Genomic DNA, 20,722 nt, shown 5'->3' with positions numbered 1-20,722 from the left:
TCAGAGAAAAATCCACAGCAAAAACGCGATAACCAGCAGCGCGACAAACGCGCTGAAGAAAGGGCGCTGCGCCAGCGGCTGTAGCACCGGCGGCAGCGAAGCGCCGAAGGGATGCCAGATTGGCTGCGGCTGAATGTCGCTGGCTGCCAGCGGCAATTCCTGGTTCTTCTCGGCGCGGCGGGCAAACAGCAGATTAAGCAGATCCTGCGTCTGGGCGGCAGTCAGCACCGTCTGCGGCATCGCCTGAAAGCGCTGCTGACTGTAATCTTCCAGCAAGCGCTGTTCCGCATGATCCAGCGGCTGCTTCAGCGAGGCCTCCACCAACTGCAACGTCGGAGCGCTATGCTGGCTCAGCGTCTGACGCACCTGCAAATATTGCGTCAGCAACGGAAAGTGGCGTGACGGAACCGGATCGCCGCTTTTCAGATTCACCAGTTTCAGCGCCGATGCCCAGATTTTCACCGAAGGTTCACCGGTCGCCGCCGCCAGGCGGGCGATCTGCTGGTTCAGCGTCTGATGTTCCGCCGGTAACAGGGTGCGATCGGTAATACGCGTCTGCTGCGGCTGCGGAATCGCCATCTGCCCGTTCTGCAGCATGGTAAGCACCTGGCGCAGCTGATCCTGCGACAATGCGCTCAGCACCGTCTGGCCGAACTGCTGACGGATAAAATCACTCACCGCCTGACGATTATTGCCCTGCGGCAGCTTCTCAGTCAGCTGCTGGAGCAGTTGACGCGTGGCATGACCATTCTGCACCTGAGTCAGACGGGTAGTGAGATACTGCTCCGCCAGGGGAAAGTGACGCGACTGAAGTTCAGCATCGTTTTTAACCCCAACTTCATGACGCACGCCAGCCCACAGCTCAGCGCCTTTCAGGGTGCTGAGCGACATGATGCGCACGATTAACCGTTCCAGCGTGGTGCGCTGCGTCGGTGAAAGCGGCTGCTCGCCGGGGGCGGAACCGGGGCGCGTAGCGCCAGATTGTGCGGTAACAGATGAGCGATCGCCCACCGGCACACCGGGGCCGCTAAGAGGTTGCATGGCGGAATCCTTGGAAAACGGGTCAGCTCCGGGTGCGCCGGAAGGGGAATGCGCCATGATAACAAAAGCCCCCGGGAAATCCCACGGGGGCGGCATTGAATCGCAATAAAGCGCGGCAGTTATTTTGCCTGAGCCAACGCCAGACGCTTGCGTCGCCAGCGTTTCCACAGCGGCGGCACCACCAGGATCACCACGGCCAGCACCAGCAGCACTTTACAGATCAGGCTTTCCCACAGAATCGGCAGGCTGCCGTTACTGATAGAGAGGGCGCGGCGCAGGTTTTGCTCCAGCATTTCACCCAGCACAAAGCCGAGGATCAGCGGCGACATCGGGAAATCCATCTTGCGCAGGATGTAGCCAAAAATGCCCAGTCCGACCATCAGCAGCAGATCAAAGGTGGTGCTGTGCACCGCATAAACCCCTACCGCGGAGATGGTGGCGATAGCCGGCACCAGGAACCAGAACGGAATGCTCAGCATGCGGGCAAAGATATTAATCATCGGGATGTTCATGATCAGCAGCATCACGTTGCCAATAAGCAGCGCCGCGATCAAGCCCCAGACGATATCGGGCTGCTCGGTAAACATCGCCGGACCAGGGGTGATGTTATACAGCGTCAGTGCACCTACCATTACCGCTGTAGTGCCAGAACCCGGTATCCCCAGCGTCAGCATCGGAATAAAGGAGCCGCAGGCGGAAGCGTTATTGGCGGCTTCCGGCGCCGCCACGCCACGAATATCCCCCTTGCCGAACTGGCCGCTGTCGCCGCTGATCTTCTTCTCGGTCATCCAGGCGATGGCGCTGGCGATGGTAGCACCTGCGCCAGGCAGGACGCCGACAAAAAAGCCGAGGAACGAAGAGCGCAGGGTAGCGCCAGTGGCCATCGCCGCCTCTTTCATGTTGAACATCATGCGGCCGCTGGCGCGTACCGCCTTCTGGCCGCTGTGGGTGGATTCCAGCATCAGCAGAATCTCGCTCACCGAGAACAGACCAATCACCACTACCACAAACTGAATGCCGTCAGAAAGGTGCACGCTGCCAAAGGTGAAGCGATAAACGCCGGTATTGGCATCCACGCCCACCGTTGCCATCCCCAGGCCAATCAGCGCAGCCAGAAACGATTTCAGCGGATTATGGCTCATCATGCTGCCGAGACAGGCGATGGCAAACACCATCAGGGCGAAATATTCCGCCGGACCGAAGGCCAATGACCAGTTCGCCAGCATCGGCGCGAACAGGATAATACCCAGAATCGCAATTGTGGAGCCGACAAAAGAGCTGACCGCCGAGATAGAGAGCGCCACGCCTGCCTTACCCTGCTGCGCCATCGGATAGCCATCCAGCGCCGTCATGATGGCGCCGGCGTCGCCCGGAACGTTGAGCAAAATAGAGGAGATACGGCCGCCATACTCACAGCCGATATAGACCGTTGCCAGCAGGATCAGAGCCGACTCGGCGGGCAGATGCAGCGCGAACGCCAGCGGCATCAATATCGCTACGCCGTTAATCGGACCAAGGCCGGGCAGCAGCCCGACAATGGTGCCGATAAAGCAGCCGATCAGCGCAATCATCAGGTTGCCTGGCGTCATGGCGACGGCAAAGCCCTGCATCAGAAAAGACCAGGTTTCCATAAGGTACTCCTTTAACTCAGCCAGCCGCCGAGCGGCAGCGTGACGTCGAGCAAGCGATCAAAAGCCCAGAACAACGCGATGCCCATAACCAGACCAGACACTGCCGCAGCCCACCAGCGCGCGCCGAACAGCAGGCCCATGCCGAAGGTCAGCAGCGTTGTCATCAGCGGGAAGCCGACGGATTCGAACAGCCAGCCATAAATCGCCAGCATCAGGCTCAGCGCCAGCAGACGTTTCAACATGCCGTTGGTGGGCCACGTCACCGGATCCGGCTTGCGGAACAGCATCAGCAGGGCGCAGAACGCCATCAGCCCGAGGATCAGCATCGGAAAGGGGCGTGGCCCTACCGGTTCATAGCTGTAATCGCTATGAAGATCCCAGGCAACGATCAGGCCGCCCAGACAGAGCAGCAGCCAAAGAGTTGCAAAAATACGATCGCTCATCACGACCTCCGCTTATTTTGCCAGGCCAAACGATTTTGCCTGCTCGCGATAGTCGGTTACCTGTTTTTTCACATAGGCATCCAGCTCGTTGCCGAACATGTTGAACTCAAACAGGCCGCGCAGATCGCGCTGCTTTTTAAACTCGTCGGTCTCGACCATTTTTTTGAAAGCCGCTTCCCACCATTGATAATCGGCGTCGCTCACTTTCGGGCCGAGGTAAAAGCCGCGGATCACTGGCCACTCCACGTCGTATCCCTGTTCTTTTGCCGTCGGCACCTGCGCCAGCTGACCCGGCAGACGCTTGTCGGACATCACCGCCAGCACGCGCAGCTTGCCTGCCTGCAGGTGCGGCACCATTTCGCTCATATCGCCGGAAACCACCTGAATGTGATTGCCCAGCAGCGCGGTAACCGGCTCGCCGCCGCCTTCAAAAGCGACGTAACGCATTTTGCGCGGATCGATACCTGCTTCACGCGCCAGCAGCGCAGTTTTCATCCAGTCCTGGCTGCCGATAGAGGCGCCTGCGCCTACCACCACTTTGGTGGGATCCGCTTTCATCGCCGCCATTAGCTCCTTCAGGTCCTTCCAGGGCGCGTCGGCGCGCACCGCAATCATGCCGTAATCGGTGCCCACCGCTGCCAGCCACTTCACATCGTCCACCGAATAGCGGCCAAATTTGCCCTGCGACAGATTCAGCAGCGAGCCGCCGGAGAAAGCAACCACGGTGCCCGCTTCCGCCGGGCGCTGGGCAATAATGGCGTTATAGGCCACCGCGCCCACGCCGCCAGGCATATAGGTCACACGCATCGGTGTGGTGATCTGCTGCGTCTCCTGCAGGGAAACCTGCAGCAGCTTACAGGTCAGGTCGAAACCGCCACCTGGTTTGGCCGGGGCGATACATTCGGTACGAGAGGGGGCGTCTGCCGCAAAAGTGGCCTGCGTCGCCAGGCAAAGCAGGGTGCTGGCTAACGCGGTGCGGATCATTTTTTTCATCTGTCGCTCCATTCTTTCTTCCAGAGTGTGATTGCTCCCGAAATTTCGGGGTTGTTGAATTGTTAAAACAGTAACCTTTCATTTACCTTTCACTGCCCGGAAAAAATGACAGGATGTGATATGCGTCTCTTACTGGTTGAAGATACGGCTGAACTGGCGCGCTGGTTACAAAAAGCGCTGACGCAAAAGGGATTTGCTGTGGACTGGGTAGCAGACGGCATGGCGGCGGATCATGTGTTGCAGAGCGAGCAGTATGCGCTGGTAGTACTGGATGTCTCGTTGCCGCGGCTGGATGGCCTGGAGGTGCTGGCCCGCCTGCGCAAACGCGGGCAAGCGGTGCCGGTGCTGTTGCTGACCGCGCGCAGCGCACTCAGCGACCGCGTGCGTGGTCTGAATCAGGGAGCGGACGACTATCTCACCAAGCCTTTTGAGCTGGAGGAGCTGGAAGCGCGCATCCGTGCGCTGCTGCGCCGCAGCCAGGGGGAAGGGCAGATGGCGCAGGTGCAGGTATTTGGCGATCTGCTGCTCGACAACGAAGGCTATTTTCTGCTGGCGGAAAAACCACTGGCGCTGACGCCGCGCGAAGCCAGCGTGTTGACCACCCTGATGCAGCGGCGAGGCCGTCCGGTCTCGCGCCAGCAGCTTTATGAGCAAACTTTTACCCTGGCGGATGAAGCCAGCCCGGAAAGCATTGAACTCTACATTCATCGCGTACGGAAAAAACTCACCGGCAGCAATGTCTCGATTGTGACGTTGCGCGGGCTGGGCTACAGCCTGGAGTGTCGTCCGTGCGCCTGATCCATTCGCTGCGCGGTGAACTGCTGGTCTGGCTGGGTCTGCCGCTGCTGTTGCTGTGGGGGCTTTCCGTCTATACCCATTATCAGAGTGCGCTTCATGCCGCGAATCAGGCCTACGATCGCGCGCTGCTCGCCTCGGCGCGCACCGTGGCGGAGCGGCTGGAAGTGCGGCACGGCCATCTGGAGGTGGATGTGCCGTGGGTGGTACTCGACAGCTTTGAACGCAACATGAATGACCGGCTCTTTTATCAGGTGATTTCACCGGAAGGCAAGACTCTTTCCGGCTACAGCGATTTGCCGCCCATTCCGCCCACCAGCGCGATGTCGGATGCGTATCCTGCGCTGGTTTACTTTTATAACGCCCGTTACAAACAGCAGCGTATTCGCGTCGCGGCGCTCTGGCAGCCGGTCAGCGAGGCGGGATTTGAAGGCATGGCGCTGGTGCTGGTGGCGGAGACGGTTAACTCGCGTCAGGCCTTTGCTGATGGGATATTGCGCACCGCGCTGCTGAGTCAAAGCCTGCTGGTGTTGATGACGCTGCTGCTGGCTGGCCTGATGCTGCGTCGGGTGCTACGCCCGCTGCGGCGGCTGTCGCGCATTATGCTGCGACGCGACTCCGGCGAGCTGACGCCGCTGCCGTCGTTGCTTCCCTGGTCCGAACTGCAGCCGCTGATCGTGGCGTTTAATCGCTATCTTGAACGCCTGCGCGGCCTGCTGGCGCGTCAGGAACGCTTCAGCGCCGATGCGGCCCATCAGCTGCGCACGCCGCTCACTATCCTGAAAACCCAGGTCGGTCTGGCACTGAGCAGCAATCAGCCAGAGCAGTGGCAGGAGAGCTTGCAGGGAATGCGCCATACGCTTGATGATACGATTTTACTCACCGACCGGCTGTTGCAGCTGGCGCGCATCAAGGCGCGCCACGGCGAGGACAAACCGGTAGAGCGGGTTGACCTGGCGGCGGTGGTGCGCGACGCCTGCTTTATCTGCTACCCGGCGGCGCGTAATAAAGAGATCGATCTCGGTTACGAAGGAGATGAGCAATGCCTGGTGCTGGGCGATCCGCTGCTGCTGGCGGAACTGTGCGCAAACCTGCTGGATAATGCTATCAAATACTCACCCGCACAGGGCACGGTAACGGCCCGCGTGCGAAATAACGAAGTGGAGATCGAAGACAGCGGGCCGGGGATTGCCGAAGCGGAACAGCAGCAGGCGCTACAGCCGTTTCAGCGACTGGAAAACAGCAGCCAGCACCCCGGCGCGGGCATAGGGCTGGCGCTGGTTAATGATATCTGCGCCTGGCACGGCGCGCAGATGACGTTGGGACGCAGCGCGACGCTGGGCGGGCTGCGGGTAAGGGTGCGCTTCAGGCCGCCGGGGTAACCTTTTTGCCTGTGCTAAGCGGTATTTTCAGGCGCTGCGCGACGATCACCCCCGCCAGCGTCAGGCCACCGCCGATCCAGTGATAGCTGTGCAGCTGCTCATGCAGAAACAGCACGGCAATGATGGCGGTAAAGACCGGCACCAGGTTCATAAAAATGCTGGCGGTGCTGGCGCCGAGGCGCTGCACGCCCTGAATCCAGAGAAAGGGCGCAATAATCGATGCCGGAATACCGGCAAACAGCACCAGCGGGATGTTTTCCCTATTTAACTGCACCGATGGCGCCAGCAAAAAGCCGGGCGTCAGCAGCAGCACGCCAAATAGAATCTGCACGTACAGGCTCTGCCAGTTCGGTAACGGCAGCGACCAGCGTTTGGTCAGCACGCCATATAATGCATAGGAGGTGGAGGCGGCAAGCATCATCAGCTCGCCTCGGCCAAGCCCGTGGCTCAGCAGCTGTTGCAGGTTGCCCTGACTTACCAGCCAGACCAGACCGGCAAAGGAAACCACGCCGCCAACTAAAATTCCCAGCGTGGGCGCCAGACGTAGAATCACCAGACTGAGCAGCACCGTGAGCAGCGGGATCAAGGCGTTAAGAATGCCCATAAACAGCGCGGTGACGCTGTGCGCGGCGTAATAGGCCAGGCTCTGATAAAGCACCATCCCCAACAATCCGAGGATCAGCAGGCGCCACCATTGCGCTTTGATCTGCTGGCGGTTGCGCCAGACGCCCGGCAGCACGAACGGCGTCAGAGCGAGCAGCGCCAGCAGCCAGCGATAAAAGGAGATGGCGGCAGGATCAATAGCATTAGCCGACACTTTGCTGACAATGGCGTTAACCGACCAGATCAGAACGGCAAACAGAGGAAACAGAAAAGTCATTTATAAACCCTTAAAACAGCCGAATGCGCGCAGTGTACGCCTCTCTTTTTGCGGCACACAGCGAAAAATAGCGATGATTTCACCTGAATAACCTCGCGCACAATTGGAAAAAGGCGAACTGTGTTTTCATTTCCCCTTTGTGCCAGAATAACCCTCTTTAATCAGCAAGAGACAGGAACCGCGCTGTGAAAATTCTCGTCGATGAAAACATGCCTTATGCCCTTGAGTTATTCAGCCGTACCGGTGAAGTGAAAGCGGTGCCGGGCCGGCCGCTGCCGGAAGCGGAACTCGCTGACGCTGAAGGGCTAATGGTGCGCTCGGTCACTAAGGTCAATGAAGCGCTGCTCCAGAGCACCGGGGTGAAGTTTGTTGGCACCGCGACCGCCGGTACCGATCACATTGACGAAGCCTGGCTTGCCGAAGCCGGAATCGCCTTTTCCGCCGCGCCGGGCTGCAACGCCATTGCGGTGGTGGAGTATGTGTTCTCCGCGTTGTTGCTACTGGCGGAGCGCGACAGCTTCCGGCTCACCGATCGTACCGTGGGTATCGTTGGCGTCGGCAACGTGGGACGTCGCCTGCAGGAGCGTCTTGAAGCCTGGGGCGTGAAAACCCTGCTGTGCGATCCGCCGCGCGCCGATCGCGGCGACGAGGGCGATTTTCTCTCGCTTGATGCCCTGGTGGCGCAGGCGGATATCCTGACCTTCCATACGCCGCTGTTTAAGGAAGGGCCGTACAAAAGCTGGCATCTGGCCGACAGCGCGCTGCTGATGGCGCTGAAGCCCGACACCATTCTGATCAACGCCTGCCGGGGTCCGGTAGTGGATAACGCGGCGCTGCTGGAGGTGATGAAGATGCGTCCCGATCTGAGCGTGGTGCTGGATGTCTGGGAGCCGGAGCCGGAGCTTTCTCTCGATCTGCTTGAGAAGGTCGATATCGCCACCGCCCATATCGCCGGTTATACCCTGGAAGGCAAGGCGCGCGGCACCACCCAGGTATTTGAAGCCTGGAGCGCCTTTATCGGCCAGCCGCAGCAGGTGGCATTGGAGACGCTGCTGCCCGCGCCGGAATTCGGCGAGATTAGCCTGCACGGCGCGCTCGATCAGCCAACGCTGAAACGTCTGGTCCATCTGGTGTATGATGTGCGCCGCGACGATGCGGATCTGCGCAAGGTTGCCGCGACGCCGGGTGAGTTTGACCGCCTGCGCAAAACGTACCAGGAGCGGCGCGAGTGGTCATCATTGCGGGTGCTGTGCGACGATGCCGCTGCTGCCGACATGCTGACGCAGCTCGGCTTCCGGGCGGTTTATCAACCGGCCGTTGAGTAATAATGAAACTTACCCCGCATGTTGGGTAAAAATCTGAATCCCCGGGCGGTGAATATCACCGCCTTCTGTTTTTATGTCATTGTCTGGAGTAAACCAACATGTCTGACGGCTGGAATATTGCGCTACTGGGCGCGACAGGCGCAGTAGGGAACGCTGTACTGGAACTGCTGGCGGAACGCCAGTTCCCGGTTGGTGAGTTATATCTGCTGGCGAGCGAAAACAGCGCCGGCGAAAACCTGCGCTTCGAGGGAAAAACGCTTTATGTGCAGGATGCGGCAGCGTTCGACTGGTCGCAGGCGCAGCTGGCCTTTTTTGTCGCGGGCGCAGAGGCAGCGGAGCGTTACGCCGAAGAGGCGGCCAGCGCGGGCTGCCTGGTGATTGACAGCAGCGATCGTTTTGCGCTGGATCCCGATGTGCCACTGGTGGTGCCGGATGTCAATCCGCAGGTGCTGGCGGATTATCGTAATCGCAACATCATCAGCGTGGCCGACAGCCTGGTAAGCCAGCTGCTGACCGCCATCAAACCGCTGGTGGATGCGGCAGGCCTGGGACGTTTGCAGGTCACTAACCTGATCTCTGTCTCCAGCCACGGCAAAAGCGCGGTGGATGGGCTGGCGGGCGAAAGCGCGCGTTTGCTGAACGGCGTGCCGGCGGATGAGTATCACTTTGGCCGTCAACTGGCGTTCAACCTGCTGCCGCAGCAGGTGGACAGCAGCGGCAGCGTGCAGAGCGAGCATCGCCTGGTGGATCAGGTACGCAAGGTGTTGCAGGACGAGGGTTTGCCGATTGCGGTGAGCAGCGTGCAGGCGCCGGTTTTCTACGGCAACGCGCAGATTGTTCATCTGGAGAACCTGCGTCCGCTGTCGGCGGACGAGGCGCGCGATGAGCTGTCACGGGGGGAGGATATCAACCTGAGCGAGGAGAACGATTATCCTACCCAGGTGAACGACGCTACCGGCAATGGCCAACTGAGCATCGGCTGCGTGCGCAACGATTACGGCATTCCGGAACTGCTGCAGTTCTGGTCGGTGGCGGATAACATCCGTTTTTCCGGCGCGCTGATGGCGGTTAAAACCGCCGAGAAGCTGGTGCAGGAGTATCTGTACTGATGTCCGACAGCAACACTCTGAAGCTGGCGTTGGGCGTAGAGTATGACGGCAGCCGCTATTATGGCTGGCAGCGGCAGCAGGAAGTGCGCAGCGTGCAGGAGAAGCTGGAGCGCGCGCTGTCGAAGGTAGCGAATCATCCGGTCAGCGTGTTTTGCGCTGGCCGTACCGATGCGGGCGTGCACGGCACCGGCCAGGTGGTGCATTTTGAAACCTTTGCTCAGCGCGCCGATGGCGCCTGGACGCTGGGCATCAACGCCAACTTGCCGGACGACATTGCCGTTCGCTGGGTTAAAGCGGTGCCGGACGAGTTTCACGCGCGCTTCAGCGCCACCGCGCGTCGTTACCGTTATGTGATCTACAATCAGCGCCTGCGACCGGCGATTCTCGGCCGCGGCGTGACGCACTTTTACCATCCGCTCGATGCGGAAAAGATGCACCGTGCCGGTCAGTGCCTGCTGGGCGAAAATGACTTTACCTCGTTTCGCGCCGTGCAGTGCCAGTCGCGCACCCCCTGGCGCAACGTGATTCATCTCAACGTCACGCGGCAGGGGCCTTATGTGATTGTGGATATCAAGGCCAACGCCTTTGTGCATCACATGGTACGCAACATCGTGGGCAGTCTGATGGAGATCGGCTGCGGCAACCAGCACGAGGGCTGGATGGCGGAACTGCTGGCGGCGAAAGATCGTACGCTGGCGGCGGCAACGGCGAAAGCGGAAGGGCTTTATTTAGTGGCGGTGGATTATCCATCCCATTTTGATTTACCTCAGCCGCCGATGGGACCACTGTTCCTCGCGGATTAACCGTTAATCAGAGGATGTAAGGGAGCGTTATGGAGTTCATCCATTTTATCGTCGATTTTATTCTGCATATTGATGTGCATTTAGCCGAGCTGGTGGCGCAGTACGGCATCTGGATTTACGCCATTCTGTTCCTGATCCTGTTTTGCGAAACCGGTCTGGTGGTAACGCCGTTTCTGCCGGGGGATTCGCTGCTGTTTGTCGCCGGCGCGCTGGCCGCGCTGCCGGGCAACGATCTGAATGTGCATCTGCTCGCGGCGCTGCTGGTAGTGGCTGCGGTGCTGGGCGATGCCCTGAACTACACCATCGGTCGTCTGTTCGGCGAGAAACTTTTCAGCAACCCCAACTCGCGCATTTTCCGGCGCAGCTATCTCGATAAAACCCACGCTTTTTACGAGCGTCACGGCGGAAAAACCATTATCCTTGCGCGCTTCGTTCCTATTGTGCGCACCTTTGCGCCCTTTGTGGCCGGGATGGGGCACATGTCTTATCGCCACTTTGCGCTGTTCAACATCAGCGGCGCGCTGGCGTGGGTGCTGCTGTTCTCCTATGCGGGTTACCTGTTTGGCGACCTGCCGGTGGTGCAGGAGAACCTGAAGCTGCTGATCGTGGCGATTATCGTGGTCTCGATCCTGCCGGGGATCATTGAAATCTGGCGCCATCGCCGTCAGGGCCGCCAGCAAAAACAGCCTTAATAACGGGTTACGCTCAGGGGTTCGACCAGATTTTTATCCACAGCGGGTACGGGTTGTGGTTTAATGAGCGACATTTATGGTCTGCTGAAGATGATTTCAGCAGCAACAAGAAGACTGGACCAGGTCAGATTTAAACAGAAAGGTCATCAATGAGCTGGATTGAACGCATTCTCAATAAAAGCAATATCACACCGACGCGCAGAGCAAGTATTCCTGAAGGCGTCTGGACCAAGTGCGACAGCTGCGGTCAGGTACTCTACCGCGCCGAGCTGGAGCGTAACTTAGAAGTTTGTCCGAAGTGTGACCATCACATGCGTATGCATGCCCGTGAACGCCTGCACAGCATGCTGGATCAGGGCAGTATGGTGGAGCTGGGAAGCGAGCTGGAGCCGAAAGATATTCTCAAGTTCCGCGACTCGAAAAAGTATAAAGATCGTCTGGCTGCCGCCCAGAAAGATACCGAAGAGAAAGATGCGCTGGTGGTGATGAAAGGCCAGCTGCACGGTATGCCGGTGGTGGCTGCCGCCTTTGAGTTCGCCTTTATGGGCGGATCCATGGGCTCGGTGGTTGGCGCACGTTTCGTGCGCGCCGTTGAGCAGGCACTGGAAGATAACTGCCCGCTGATTTGCTTCTCCGCCAGCGGCGGCGCCCGTATGCAGGAAGCGCTGATGTCGCTGATGCAGATGGCGAAAACCAGCGCAGCGCTGGCGAAAATGCAGGAGCGCGGTCTGCCTTATATCTCCGTCCTCACCGATCCGACCATGGGCGGCGTCTCGGCAAGCTTTGCGATGCTGGGCGACCTGAACGTGGCGGAGCCGAAGGCGCTGATCGGCTTTGCCGGCCCGCGCGTCATCGAGCAGACGGTGCGTGAGAAGCTGCCGCCGGGTTTCCAGCGCAGTGAGTTCCTGATTGAGAAAGGCGCGATTGATATGATCATTCGCCGCCCGGAAATGCGCTATAAACTGGCGAGTCTGCTGGCAAGAATGATGAACCTGCCGGCACCGCTGCATGACGGTGACCAGCCCGGAACCCCGGCTGAACCGGAGAGCAACGAGGCCTGACAGGAGATGGAAAGGCGCCGACTTACGTGCGCCTTTCACCAATGCACCGTAAATTCGTAACGGGACACATGGATAATCTTCACCTTCCTCAAGCCACGTCGCCTTTGGCCACGTGGCTTGACTATCTTATGAACGCCCAGGTCATTAAGCTGGGACTGGATCGTATCCGCCTGGTGGCTGAAGATCTCGATCTGCTCAGCCCGGCGCCTTTCGTCTTTACCGTTGGCGGCACTAACGGTAAGGGAACCACCTGTCGTACCCTGGAAACCCTGCTGATTGCCGCAGGCTTTCGCGTGGGCGTTTACAGCTCGCCACATCTGGTTCGCTACACCGAGCGGGTCAGGGTGCAGGGCCAGGAGCTGAGTGAAGCGGCGCATACCGCCAGCTTCGCCGTGATCGAGGCGGGGCGGGGAGAGACGTCGCTTACCTGGTTTGAGTTTGGTACCTTGTCCGCACTGCAACTGTTTAAGCAGCAGCAGCTCGACGTTGTGATTCTGGAGGTCGGTCTGGGCGGACGTCTGGACGCTACCAATATTGTCGATGCCGACGTGGCGGTGGTGACCAGCATTGCGCTGGATCATACCGACTGGCTGGGTCCCGATCGTGAAAGCATTGGTCGGGAAAAAGCGGGCATCTTCCGCGCGGCGAAGCCTGCCGTGGTCGGCGAGCCTGATATGCCCGCCAGTATCGCCAGCGTGGCGGCGGAAATGGGCGCATGCCTGTTGCAGCGCGATCGCCAGTGGTCGTTTGCACGCCGCAACGAGGTCTGGGATTTCCGTGACGAGCAGGGTGAGTTGCTGAATCTGCCGCTGCCGCAGGTGCCTTTGCCCAACGCGGCTACCGCGCTGGCGGCGCTGCGCGCGTCCGGACTGCGGGTTGATGAAGCGACGATACGCCAGCATTTACCCCAGGCGATCCTGCCGGGTCGTTTTGAGATTGTCAGCGAGGCGCCGCGTGTGATTCTGGATGTGGCGCATAACCCGCATGCCGCCGCTTTCCTTGCGGCGCGGCTGGCGGAACAGCCCCGACAGGGGAAGGTGCGCGCTGTGGTGGGTATGCTGCATGATAAAGATATTGCCGGTACCCTGGCCGCGTTGACGCCGCAGGTTGATAGCTGGTACTGCGCGCCGCTGGAAGGCCCGCGTGGTGCCACGGCGCAGCAACTGGCCGAACATCTGCCACAAAGCCAGACGTATGACAGCGTTGAGGCGGCCTGGCAGGCGGCACGCCGGGAGGCAAGTCCGCAGGATGTTATTCTGGTCTGCGGATCTTTCCACACCGTCGGCCAGGTAATGGAATCCCTTGCAGCGGAGAAAGGCAGTGGCGAGTAAGTTTCAAAACCGTTTAGTCGGCACCGTGATTCTGGTGGCGGTCGGCGTGATAGTGCTGCCAGGTCTGCTGGATGGCCAAAAGAAACATTATAAAGAAGAGTTTGCTGCGATCCCGCTGGTGCCGAAACCGGACGATCAGCAGGACAGCGAGATGGTGCCGCCGGTAACGCAGTCGCTGCCCGCTCAGCCGCCGGAAGGGGCGGGTGCGGCGGTTGAAGGCGAGAGCGACAAGCCCGCTTCCGGCGCGAATAATGGCGCCTCGAAGCCGGCAAGCAACAGCCAGCCGTCGGTGGTCACGCCGCCGCCGGTGCATCAAAGCGCGCCGGTACAGCCGAAGCCGCAGCCAAAACCGGCGGAGCCGCCGAAACCGAAGCCGGTGGAGCAGCCCAAACCGCAGCCCCGTCCGGTTGAACAACCCAAGCCGGTGGAACAGCCGAAGCCGGTTGAGCAGCCGAAGCCCGCAGAGGAGAAAGCGCCGACCGGACAGGCGTTTGTGGTACAGCTTGGCGCATTGAAAAATGCCGCTAAGGTCAACGAAATCGTCGCGCAGCTGCGTCTCTCCGGCTATCGCGCCTTTACCGTGCCGTCAACGCCGGTGCAGGGGCAGATTACCCGCATTTACGTCGGGCCGGACGCTTCGAAAAGCAAAATGCAGGCTGCCGTAGGCGAGCTGAAGGGTGTTACCGGGCTGAGCGGCGTGGTAAAACCTTACGCCGTGCGCTAAGCGTAACCGCCGGGATTTTTAGCGCAGCGCGGTAAATCGCTGTTACGAAATTCCCCTGATTGATTGGCGCGACCAATAGCAATAACAGGCAGCGCCAGCGGGGATTTTTCCAGCGTTTTTCCATCGATGCGCCATAAAAAAACACAGCATTTTCAGGTGATTATAATTAGCTGGATTATCCGGGCGAGGAAGCTTTTTTTCAGCGCCCTTTTTATGGATGCAGATCGGGAAAACGCTACGCAAACGTTTTCTTTTTCTGTTAGAATGCGCCCCGAACTGGATGCAGGGGTGCAATTGCACTGGCGCTGGAAGAGTTCATGATCTGGATTGATTACGTCATTATTGCGGTAGTTGGTTTTTCGGCTCTGGTCAGCCTGGTTCGTGGGTTTGTCCGGGAAGCCTTATCTCTCGTTACCTGGGGATGCGCGTTTTTTGTCGCCAGTCACTACTACGCTTACCTTGCAGTCTGGTTTACAGGTTTTGACGACGAACTGGTTCGCAACGGAATTGCCATCGCGGTACTGTTCATTGCTACCCTGATTGTGGGAGCTATCGTGAACTATGTGATCGGCTCGCTGGTTGAAAAGACCGGCCTGTCGGGAACTGACAGGGTGTTAGGGGTCTGTTTCGGGGCGTTGCGTGGTGTGCTAATCGTTGCTGCCATTCTCTTCTTCCTTGATACGTTCACCGGCTTTTCAAAAAGCCCGGACTGGCAACAGTCTCAGCTCGTCCCCCAGTTCAGTTATATCATCAGGTGGTTTTTTGATTACCTGAAAAGCACGTCGAGTTTTTTACCCCGGTGACACCATCGGGAGTGCGGCTTAATGAGGAAATGACAACATGTGCGGTATTGTTGGTATCACCGGTTTTATGCCGGTCAACCAGTCGATCTATGACGCGTTAACGGTGCTTCAGCACCGTGGGCAGGATGCCGCAGGCATTTGTACCATCGATGCGATTAACTGCTTTCGTCTGCGCAAGGCGAACGGCCTGGTCAGCGACGTCTTCGAAGCACGCCACATGCAGCGTTTGCAGGGCAATATGGGCATCGGTCACGTGCGCTATCCCACCGCAGGCAGCTCAAGCGCCTCCGAAGCGCAGCCGTTTTACGTCAACTCCCCGTACGGGATTACGCTGGCGCACAACGGTAACCTGACCAACGCGCATCAGCTGCGCAAGCAGCTGTTTGAAAGCGGCCGCCGTCATGTTAACACCACCTCAGACTCCGAAATCCTGCTCAACATTTTTGCGCAGGAGCTGGACCGCTTTCAGCACTACCCGCTGGAAGCCGATAACATTTTTGCCGCCGTGGCGGCGGTGCATCAGCAGGTGCGCGGCGCTTACGCTGTGGTCTCGATGATCATCGGTCACGGCATGGTTGCCTTCCGCGATCCGAACGGCATCCGCCCGCTGGTAATGGGTAAACGTACGCTGAAAGATGGCCGCGTTGAGTACATGGTGGCTTCCGAGAGCGTGGCGCTCGATACCCTGGGCTTCGAGTTTATCCGTGACGTGGCGCCGGGCGAAGGCGTTTACATTACCGAAAAAGGCCAGCTGTTCACGCGCCAGTGCGCCGAGAACCCGAAAAGCAACCCGTGCTTGTTCGAGTATGTCTATTTTGCCCGCCCGGACTCTTTCCTCGACAAGATCTCCGTCTACAGCGCCCGTGTTCGTATGGGTACCAAGCTGGGCGAGAAGATTGCGCGTGAGTGGGAAGATCTCGATATCGACGTGGTTATCCCGATTCCGGAAACCTCTACCGATGTGGCGCTGGAGATTGCGCGTATTCTCGACAAGCCGTATCGTCAGGGCTTTGTGAAGAACCGATATGTGGGCCGCACCTTTATCATGCCGGGCCAGCAGCTGCGCCGCAGCGCGGTTCGCCGTAAGCTGAACGCCAACCGCGCCGAGTTCCGCGACAAGAACGTGCTGCTGGTGGATGACTCTATTGTGCGTGGCACCACCTCTGAGCAGATCATTGAGATGGCGCGCGAGGCCGGGGCAAAACGTGTTTATCTCGCCTCGGCTGCGCCGGAAATTCGTTTCCCGAACGTTTACGGCATCGACATGCCAAGCGCGACGGAGCTGATTGCGCACGGTCGCGAAGTGGACGAAATTTGCCAGCTGATCAAAGCTGACGCACTGATTTTCCAGGACCTGGACGATCTGATCGAGGCGGTACGCGAAGAGAATCCGGATATTGCCCAGTTTGAATGTTCGGTGTTTAACGGCGTTTACGTCACCAAAGACGTGGACCAGCGCTACCTTGAGTATCTTGAGTCGCTGCGTAATGACGATGCCAAAGCGATTGCGCGTCAGAACGAAGTGGAAAATCTTGAGCTGCACAACGAAGGCTAACAGCTGACGTGTCAGACAAAACAGAGGGCGGGCGCTAAACCCGCCCTCTTTTTTTGCAAAATTCCTCTCCCCGGCAACATTTCCCGCCATCCCGCGTTATGATTGCTGCTTTATTTCCTGCAAGGTTTATCTATGAAACGACTCATCATTGGCATCTCCGGCGCCAGCGGCGTGATTTATGGCGTACGCATGCTACAAGTTTTGCAGAACGTAGCGGAGGTGGAAACCCATCTGGTGATGAGTCAGGCTGCGCGGCAAACGCTGGCGCTGGAGAGCGACTACAGCCTGCGTGATGTGCAGACGCTGGCCGATGTGGTGCATGATGTGCGTGATATCGCCGCCAGCATCTCATCCGGCTCGTTCAAAACCGCCGGCATGGCGATCCTGCCCTGTTCGATGAAAACCCTTTCCGGCATCGTTCACAGTTACAGTGACAGTCTGCTGACCCGCGCCGCCGATGTGGTGCTGAAAGAGCAGCGTAAGCTGGTGCTGTGCGTGCGCGAAACACCGCTGCATCTGGGGCATCTGCGTATGATGACCACGGCGGCAGAGCTGGGCGCGGTGATTATGCCGCCGGTACCGGCGTTTTATCATCGTCCGCAAAATATCGGCGAGCTGGTGGATCAGACCGTCAATCGCGTGTTGGATCAGTTTGACATCGACCTGCCACAAGATCTTTTTACGCGCTGGCAGGGTGCATAACCCCAACCCCATTGCACCATTTCGGTGCGCTATGGCGCACCGGATCACTCTTCGTGCATCTTATGCACCAAAAGTTAACATCACCGCTTTTTCAGAGTGACACTCCTGTTATATTTCCATCACAAACAAGCGACGCGCAGCGATATTTACGCATCGCTTAGTAAGCTAATTAATTGCACCGTTAACTTGCAGAACTGGCATGAAACATGCAAATTATTCAGCGCAATCACATCACGTACTACATAACAATAAGCACTTTACTTGAGGGTAACCTATGAAAAAGCGAGTTCTGGCTCTTTCTCTGATGCTGGCAATGACCAGCGCCGCGAGTGTTTTCGCTGCGGTGCCGCAAACGCTGCGCATCGGGACCGATCCCACTTACCCGCCGTTTGAATCCAAGGACGCGCAAGGAGAATTAGTCGGTTTTGATATCGATTTAGCGAACGAGATCTGCAAACGCATTCAGACCAAGTGCACCTACGTGCAAAGCGATTTCGATGCGCTGATCCCATCGCTGAAAGCGAAAAAAATCGACGCCATCATCTCTTCGCTCTCGATTACCGAAAAGCGCCAGCAGGAGATCGCTTTCTCTGACAAGCTCTACGCCGCTAATGCCCGTCTGGTTGCGCCGAAGGGTTCAAAAATCGAGCCGACCCTGGAGTCGCTGAAAGGCAAAAACATCGGTCTGTTGCAGGGCACCACGCAGGAAACCTACGCCAATCAATACTGGCGTCCGAAGGGCATTAACGTGACGCCTTACGCCAACCAGGATCTGGTTTATCAGGATCTTGACGCTGGCCGTATCGATGCCGCTTTCCAGGATGAAGTGCAGGCGAGCGAAGGCTTCCTGAAACAGCCGGTTGGCAAAAACTATGCCTTTGCCGGTCCGGCTGTCAAAGATGACAAAATCTTTGGCGTGGGCACCGGTATGGGCCTGCGTAAAGAGGACAGCGATCTGAAAGCGGCGATCGACAAAGCGTTCGAAGCGATGCGCAAAGATGGCACCTACGACAAAATTGCGAAGAAGTATTTTGATTTCAATGTATACGGTGACTGAGTAAAACCTGTCGTCCCCTGATCGTCATCTTTCGAGCCGCAGGGTGTTGGCTGCGCTTATTCACCCCCGGTCGCTTACCAGAGTAAGCGCCCGGCGATGCCTGAGCTTGCCGCCTTCCTGCGACTCGAATGATTTAGTCAGGGCTGCCCGGGATGACAGGGCAGCGTTTCATTTATTCCCCACGACAGGATCAATTCCATGCTGTATGGCTATTCTGACGTCATTTTGAGAGGCACGCTGGTCACGCTGGAGCTGGCCCTCAGCTCCGTGCTGCTGGCGGTTATCCTCGGCTTGATTGGCGCGGGCGCAAAACTGTCGCGCAATCGCCCGCTGGCGATGTTGTTTGAAGGCTACACCACGCTGATTCGCGGTGTGCCCGATCTGGTCCTGATGCTGCTGATTTTTTACGGTTTGCAGATCGCCCTGAACCAGCTTACCGACGCTCTGGGCCTTAACCAGTTCGATATCGATCCGATGGTGGCCGGTATCATTACGCTCGGCTTTATCTATGGCGCCTACTTCACCGAAACCTTTCGCGGTGCGTTCCTCGCGGTGCCAAAGGGGCAGATCGAAGCGGCAACCGCCTTCGGCTTTACCGGTTCGCAGGTATTCCGCCGCATCCTTTTCCCGGCCATGATGCGTTATGCGCTGCCAGGCATCGGCAACAACTGGCAGGTGATCCTGAAAGCCACGGCGCTGGTCTCCCTGCTCGGTCTGGAAGATGTGGTGAAAGCCACGCAGCTGGCCGGGAAAAGTACCTGGCAGCCATTTTACTTCGCCATTGTGGCGGGTGTGATCTATCTGGTGTTTACCACGCTGTCGAACGGCGTGTTGTGGTGGCTTGAACGCCGCTACTCGGTTGGAGTGAAAAGGGCAGAGCTATGATTGATATTATTCAGGAATATTGGAAAGCGCTGCTCTGGACCGACGGCTACCGCTTTACCGGTCTCGCCATTACCCTTTGGCTGCTGATTATTTCTGTGGTGCTGGGCGGTTGCCTTGCGGTTTTGCTGGCCATTGCGCGCGTCTCGCCCAATAAATTCGTTAGCACCCCGGTCTGGCTGTTTACCTACATCTTTCGTGGCACGCCGCTTTACGTCCAGCTGCTGGTGTTCTACTCCGGCATGTATACGCTGGAAGTGGTGAAAGGGTCGGAACTGCTGAACGCCTTTTTCCGCAGCGGCCTGAATTGTACGCTGCTGGCGTTTACCCTGAACACCTGCGCCTATACCACCGAAATTTTCGCCGGAGCGATTCGTTCCGTGCCGCACGGGGAAATTGAGGCGGCACGCGCCTATGGTTTCTCCACCTTTAAGCTCTACCGCTGCATTATCCTGCCTTCCGCGCTGCGCACCGCCTTGCCGGTTTACAGCAACGAAGTGATTTTGATGCTGCACTCCACGGCGCTGGCCTTTACCGCCACGGTGCCGGATCTGTTAAAGGTGGCGCGTGATATTAACTCGGCGACTTATCAGCCGTTCACCGCCTTCGGTATCGCCGCCGTGCTTTATCTGATTATCTCTTACGTGTTGATTAGCCTGTTCCGCCTGGCGGAGCGCCGCTGGCTGGCGCACCTGAAACCCTCATCGTCCCATTGAGTATGAATATGGCTGAAAATAAGTTAAGCGTTACCGAACTGCATAAGCGTTATGGTGAACATGAGGTTCTGAAAGGCGTATCGCTGCATGCTGACGCCGGCGACGTCATCAGTATTATTGGCTCGTCCGGTTCAGGAAAAAGCACCTTTTTACGCTGCATCAACTTCCTGGAAAAACCGAGCGAAGGCTCGATTAACGTCAATAACGAAAATATCCACCTGGTGCGCGACACGGACGGCCAGCTGAAAGTTGCCGATAAAGAGCAGTTGCGCTCGCTGCGTACCAGACTGACCATGGTGTTTCAGCACTTCAATCTCTGGAGCCATATGACGGTGCTGGAGAACGTGATGGAAGCGCCAATTCAGGTGCTGGGCCTGAGCAAACATGAAGCGCGCGAACGTGCCATTAAATATCTGGAAAAAGTGGGTATTGATGAGCGCGCGCGGGTGAAATATCCGGTACACCTTTCCGGCGGGCAGCAGCAGCGCGTTTCCATCGCCCGCGCCCTGGCGATGGAGCCAGAAGTGCTGCTGTTTGACGAACCGACCTCAGCGCTCGATCCTGAACTGGTGGGCGAGGTGCTGCGCATCATGCAGAAGCTGGCGGAAGAGGGGAAAACCATGGTGGTAGTGACCCATGAGATGGAGTTTGCCCGCCATGTTTCCAGCCACGTTATCTTTTTGCATCAGGGCAAAATTGAAGAGCAGGGTGCGCCGCAAGAGGTGTTCGGTAATCCGAAAAGCCCGCGCCTGCAGCAGTTTTTGTCTGGCTCGTTGAAGTAACCTGCCTCGCTGTGG

21 protein-coding genes are annotated in these 20,722 nt (G+C 58.2%); 16 read left to right on the top strand and 5 right to left on the bottom strand.

Features of this window, described 5'->3' with window-relative positions; translation table 11 throughout:
• The 4 genes from flk to ABU178_RS13435 all read right to left on the bottom strand — a co-directional run bounded on the left by flk (window position 1) and on the right by ABU178_RS13435 (window position 4,108).
• On the bottom strand, window positions 1-1,041 hold the full coding sequence (gene flk, locus ABU178_RS13450) for a flagella biosynthesis regulator Flk (protein WP_397215605.1): 1,041 nt from the start codon (window positions 1,039-1,041) through the stop codon (window positions 1-3).
• 119 nt (window positions 1,042-1,160) lie between these two features.
• Window positions 1,161-2,672 (bottom strand): tripartite tricarboxylate transporter permease, encoded by a 1,512-nt coding sequence (locus ABU178_RS13445; RefSeq protein WP_397215603.1) that lies wholly within the window; start codon window positions 2,670-2,672, stop codon window positions 1,161-1,163.
• Window positions 2,673-2,683: 11 nt separating this feature from the next.
• Window positions 2,684-3,115, bottom strand: coding sequence for a tripartite tricarboxylate transporter TctB family protein (locus ABU178_RS13440; RefSeq protein WP_397215601.1), 432 nt, complete (start codon window positions 3,113-3,115; stop codon window positions 2,684-2,686).
• A gap of 12 nt (window positions 3,116-3,127) precedes the next feature.
• On the bottom strand, window positions 3,128-4,108 hold the full coding sequence (locus ABU178_RS13435) for a Bug family tripartite tricarboxylate transporter substrate binding protein (protein ID WP_397215599.1): 981 nt from the start codon (window positions 4,106-4,108) through the stop codon (window positions 3,128-3,130).
• 120 nt (window positions 4,109-4,228) lie between these two features.
• Here ABU178_RS13435 and tctD point away from each other — a divergent pair, with 120 nt between their 5' ends.
• The gene (tctD, locus tag ABU178_RS13430) at window positions 4,229-4,906 is read left to right on the top strand and encodes a transcriptional regulator TctD (RefSeq protein WP_397215597.1); all 678 of its coding nucleotides are present in this window, start codon (window positions 4,229-4,231) and stop codon (window positions 4,904-4,906) included.
• Window positions 4,897-6,285 (top strand): sensor histidine kinase, encoded by a 1,389-nt coding sequence (locus tag ABU178_RS13425; protein ID WP_397215595.1) that lies wholly within the window; start codon window positions 4,897-4,899, stop codon window positions 6,283-6,285. Before tctD ends, ABU178_RS13425 begins: the two co-directional genes overlap by 10 nt.
• On the opposite strand, the gene ABU178_RS13420 is transcribed toward ABU178_RS13425, so the two are convergent.
• Window positions 6,269-7,165, bottom strand: coding sequence for a DMT family transporter (locus tag ABU178_RS13420; protein ID WP_397215593.1), 897 nt, complete (start codon window positions 7,163-7,165; stop codon window positions 6,269-6,271). The two genes, ABU178_RS13425 and ABU178_RS13420, sit on opposite strands and share 17 nt — an antisense overlap.
• Window positions 7,166-7,350: 185 nt before the next feature.
• Here ABU178_RS13420 and pdxB point away from each other — a divergent pair, with 185 nt between their 5' ends.
• From pdxB to hisP, 14 genes are all read left to right on the top strand, one after another.
• Window positions 7,351-8,490 (top strand): 4-phosphoerythronate dehydrogenase PdxB, encoded by a 1,140-nt coding sequence (pdxB, locus tag ABU178_RS13415; protein WP_397215591.1) that lies wholly within the window; start codon window positions 7,351-7,353, stop codon window positions 8,488-8,490.
• Between the two features lie 98 nt (window positions 8,491-8,588).
• Window positions 8,589-9,599, top strand: a complete 1,011-nt coding sequence (locus tag ABU178_RS13410; protein WP_397215589.1) for an aspartate-semialdehyde dehydrogenase — start codon at window positions 8,589-8,591, stop codon at window positions 9,597-9,599.
• Window positions 9,599-10,402, top strand: a complete 804-nt coding sequence (gene truA / locus ABU178_RS13405; RefSeq protein ID WP_397215587.1) for a tRNA pseudouridine(38-40) synthase TruA — start codon at window positions 9,599-9,601, stop codon at window positions 10,400-10,402. Before ABU178_RS13410 ends, truA begins: the two co-directional genes overlap by 1 nt.
• A 29-nt stretch (window positions 10,403-10,431) precedes the next feature.
• Window positions 10,432-11,094: a DedA family protein gene (locus ABU178_RS13400; RefSeq protein WP_397215585.1), complete on the top strand. Its 663-nt coding sequence runs from the start codon at window positions 10,432-10,434 to the stop codon at window positions 11,092-11,094.
• A 149-nt stretch (window positions 11,095-11,243) separates the two neighbouring features.
• Window positions 11,244-12,155, top strand: coding sequence for an acetyl-CoA carboxylase, carboxyltransferase subunit beta (accD, locus tag ABU178_RS13395; RefSeq protein ID WP_397215583.1), 912 nt, complete (start codon window positions 11,244-11,246; stop codon window positions 12,153-12,155).
• 68 nt (window positions 12,156-12,223) lie between these two features.
• Window positions 12,224-13,486, top strand: coding sequence for a bifunctional tetrahydrofolate synthase/dihydrofolate synthase (gene folC, locus ABU178_RS13390; protein ID WP_397215581.1), 1,263 nt, complete (start codon window positions 12,224-12,226; stop codon window positions 13,484-13,486).
• Window positions 13,476-14,210, top strand: coding sequence for a cell division protein DedD (gene dedD / locus ABU178_RS13385; protein WP_397215579.1), 735 nt, complete (start codon window positions 13,476-13,478; stop codon window positions 14,208-14,210). Before folC ends, dedD begins: the two co-directional genes overlap by 11 nt.
• A gap of 317 nt (window positions 14,211-14,527) precedes the next feature.
• Complete coding sequence (cvpA, locus tag ABU178_RS13380) at window positions 14,528-15,013, top strand: colicin V production protein (RefSeq protein WP_397215577.1); 486 nt, start codon at window positions 14,528-14,530, stop codon at window positions 15,011-15,013.
• Between the two features lie 37 nt (window positions 15,014-15,050).
• Complete coding sequence (purF, locus tag ABU178_RS13375; RefSeq protein WP_397215575.1) at window positions 15,051-16,568, top strand: amidophosphoribosyltransferase; 1,518 nt, start codon at window positions 15,051-15,053, stop codon at window positions 16,566-16,568.
• Window positions 16,569-16,700: 132 nt separating this feature from the next.
• On the top strand, window positions 16,701-17,270 hold the full coding sequence (locus ABU178_RS13370; protein ID WP_397215573.1) for a UbiX family flavin prenyltransferase: 570 nt from the start codon (window positions 16,701-16,703) through the stop codon (window positions 17,268-17,270).
• Window positions 17,271-17,544: 274 nt separating this feature from the next.
• The gene (gene argT / locus ABU178_RS13365; protein WP_397215571.1) at window positions 17,545-18,327 is read left to right on the top strand and encodes a lysine/arginine/ornithine ABC transporter substrate-binding protein ArgT; all 783 of its coding nucleotides are present in this window, start codon (window positions 17,545-17,547) and stop codon (window positions 18,325-18,327) included.
• 198 nt (window positions 18,328-18,525) lie between these two features.
• Window positions 18,526-19,212 carry a histidine ABC transporter permease HisQ gene (locus tag ABU178_RS13360; RefSeq protein ID WP_397215569.1) on the top strand — a complete coding sequence of 229 codons (687 nt, stop codon included), beginning with the start codon at window positions 18,526-18,528 and terminating at the stop codon, window positions 19,210-19,212.
• Window positions 19,209-19,925, top strand: a complete 717-nt coding sequence (locus tag ABU178_RS13355) for an ABC transporter permease (RefSeq protein ID WP_397215567.1) — start codon at window positions 19,209-19,211, stop codon at window positions 19,923-19,925. Before ABU178_RS13360 ends, ABU178_RS13355 begins: the two co-directional genes overlap by 4 nt.
• A gap of 8 nt (window positions 19,926-19,933) precedes the next feature.
• Window positions 19,934-20,707 (top strand): histidine ABC transporter ATP-binding protein HisP, encoded by a 774-nt coding sequence (gene hisP / locus ABU178_RS13350; RefSeq protein ID WP_397215565.1) that lies wholly within the window; start codon window positions 19,934-19,936, stop codon window positions 20,705-20,707.
• Window positions 20,708-20,722 lie beyond the last annotated feature (15 nt).

This window comes from Pantoea osteomyelitidis (genome assembly GCF_044342975.1).
In the GTDB taxonomy this organism is placed as follows: domain Bacteria; phylum Pseudomonadota; class Gammaproteobacteria; order Enterobacterales; family Enterobacteriaceae; genus Pantoea; species Pantoea osteomyelitidis.
Note: the sequence above shows the minus strand (reverse complement) of the source record. Positions and strands in the feature narration are given on the sequence as shown.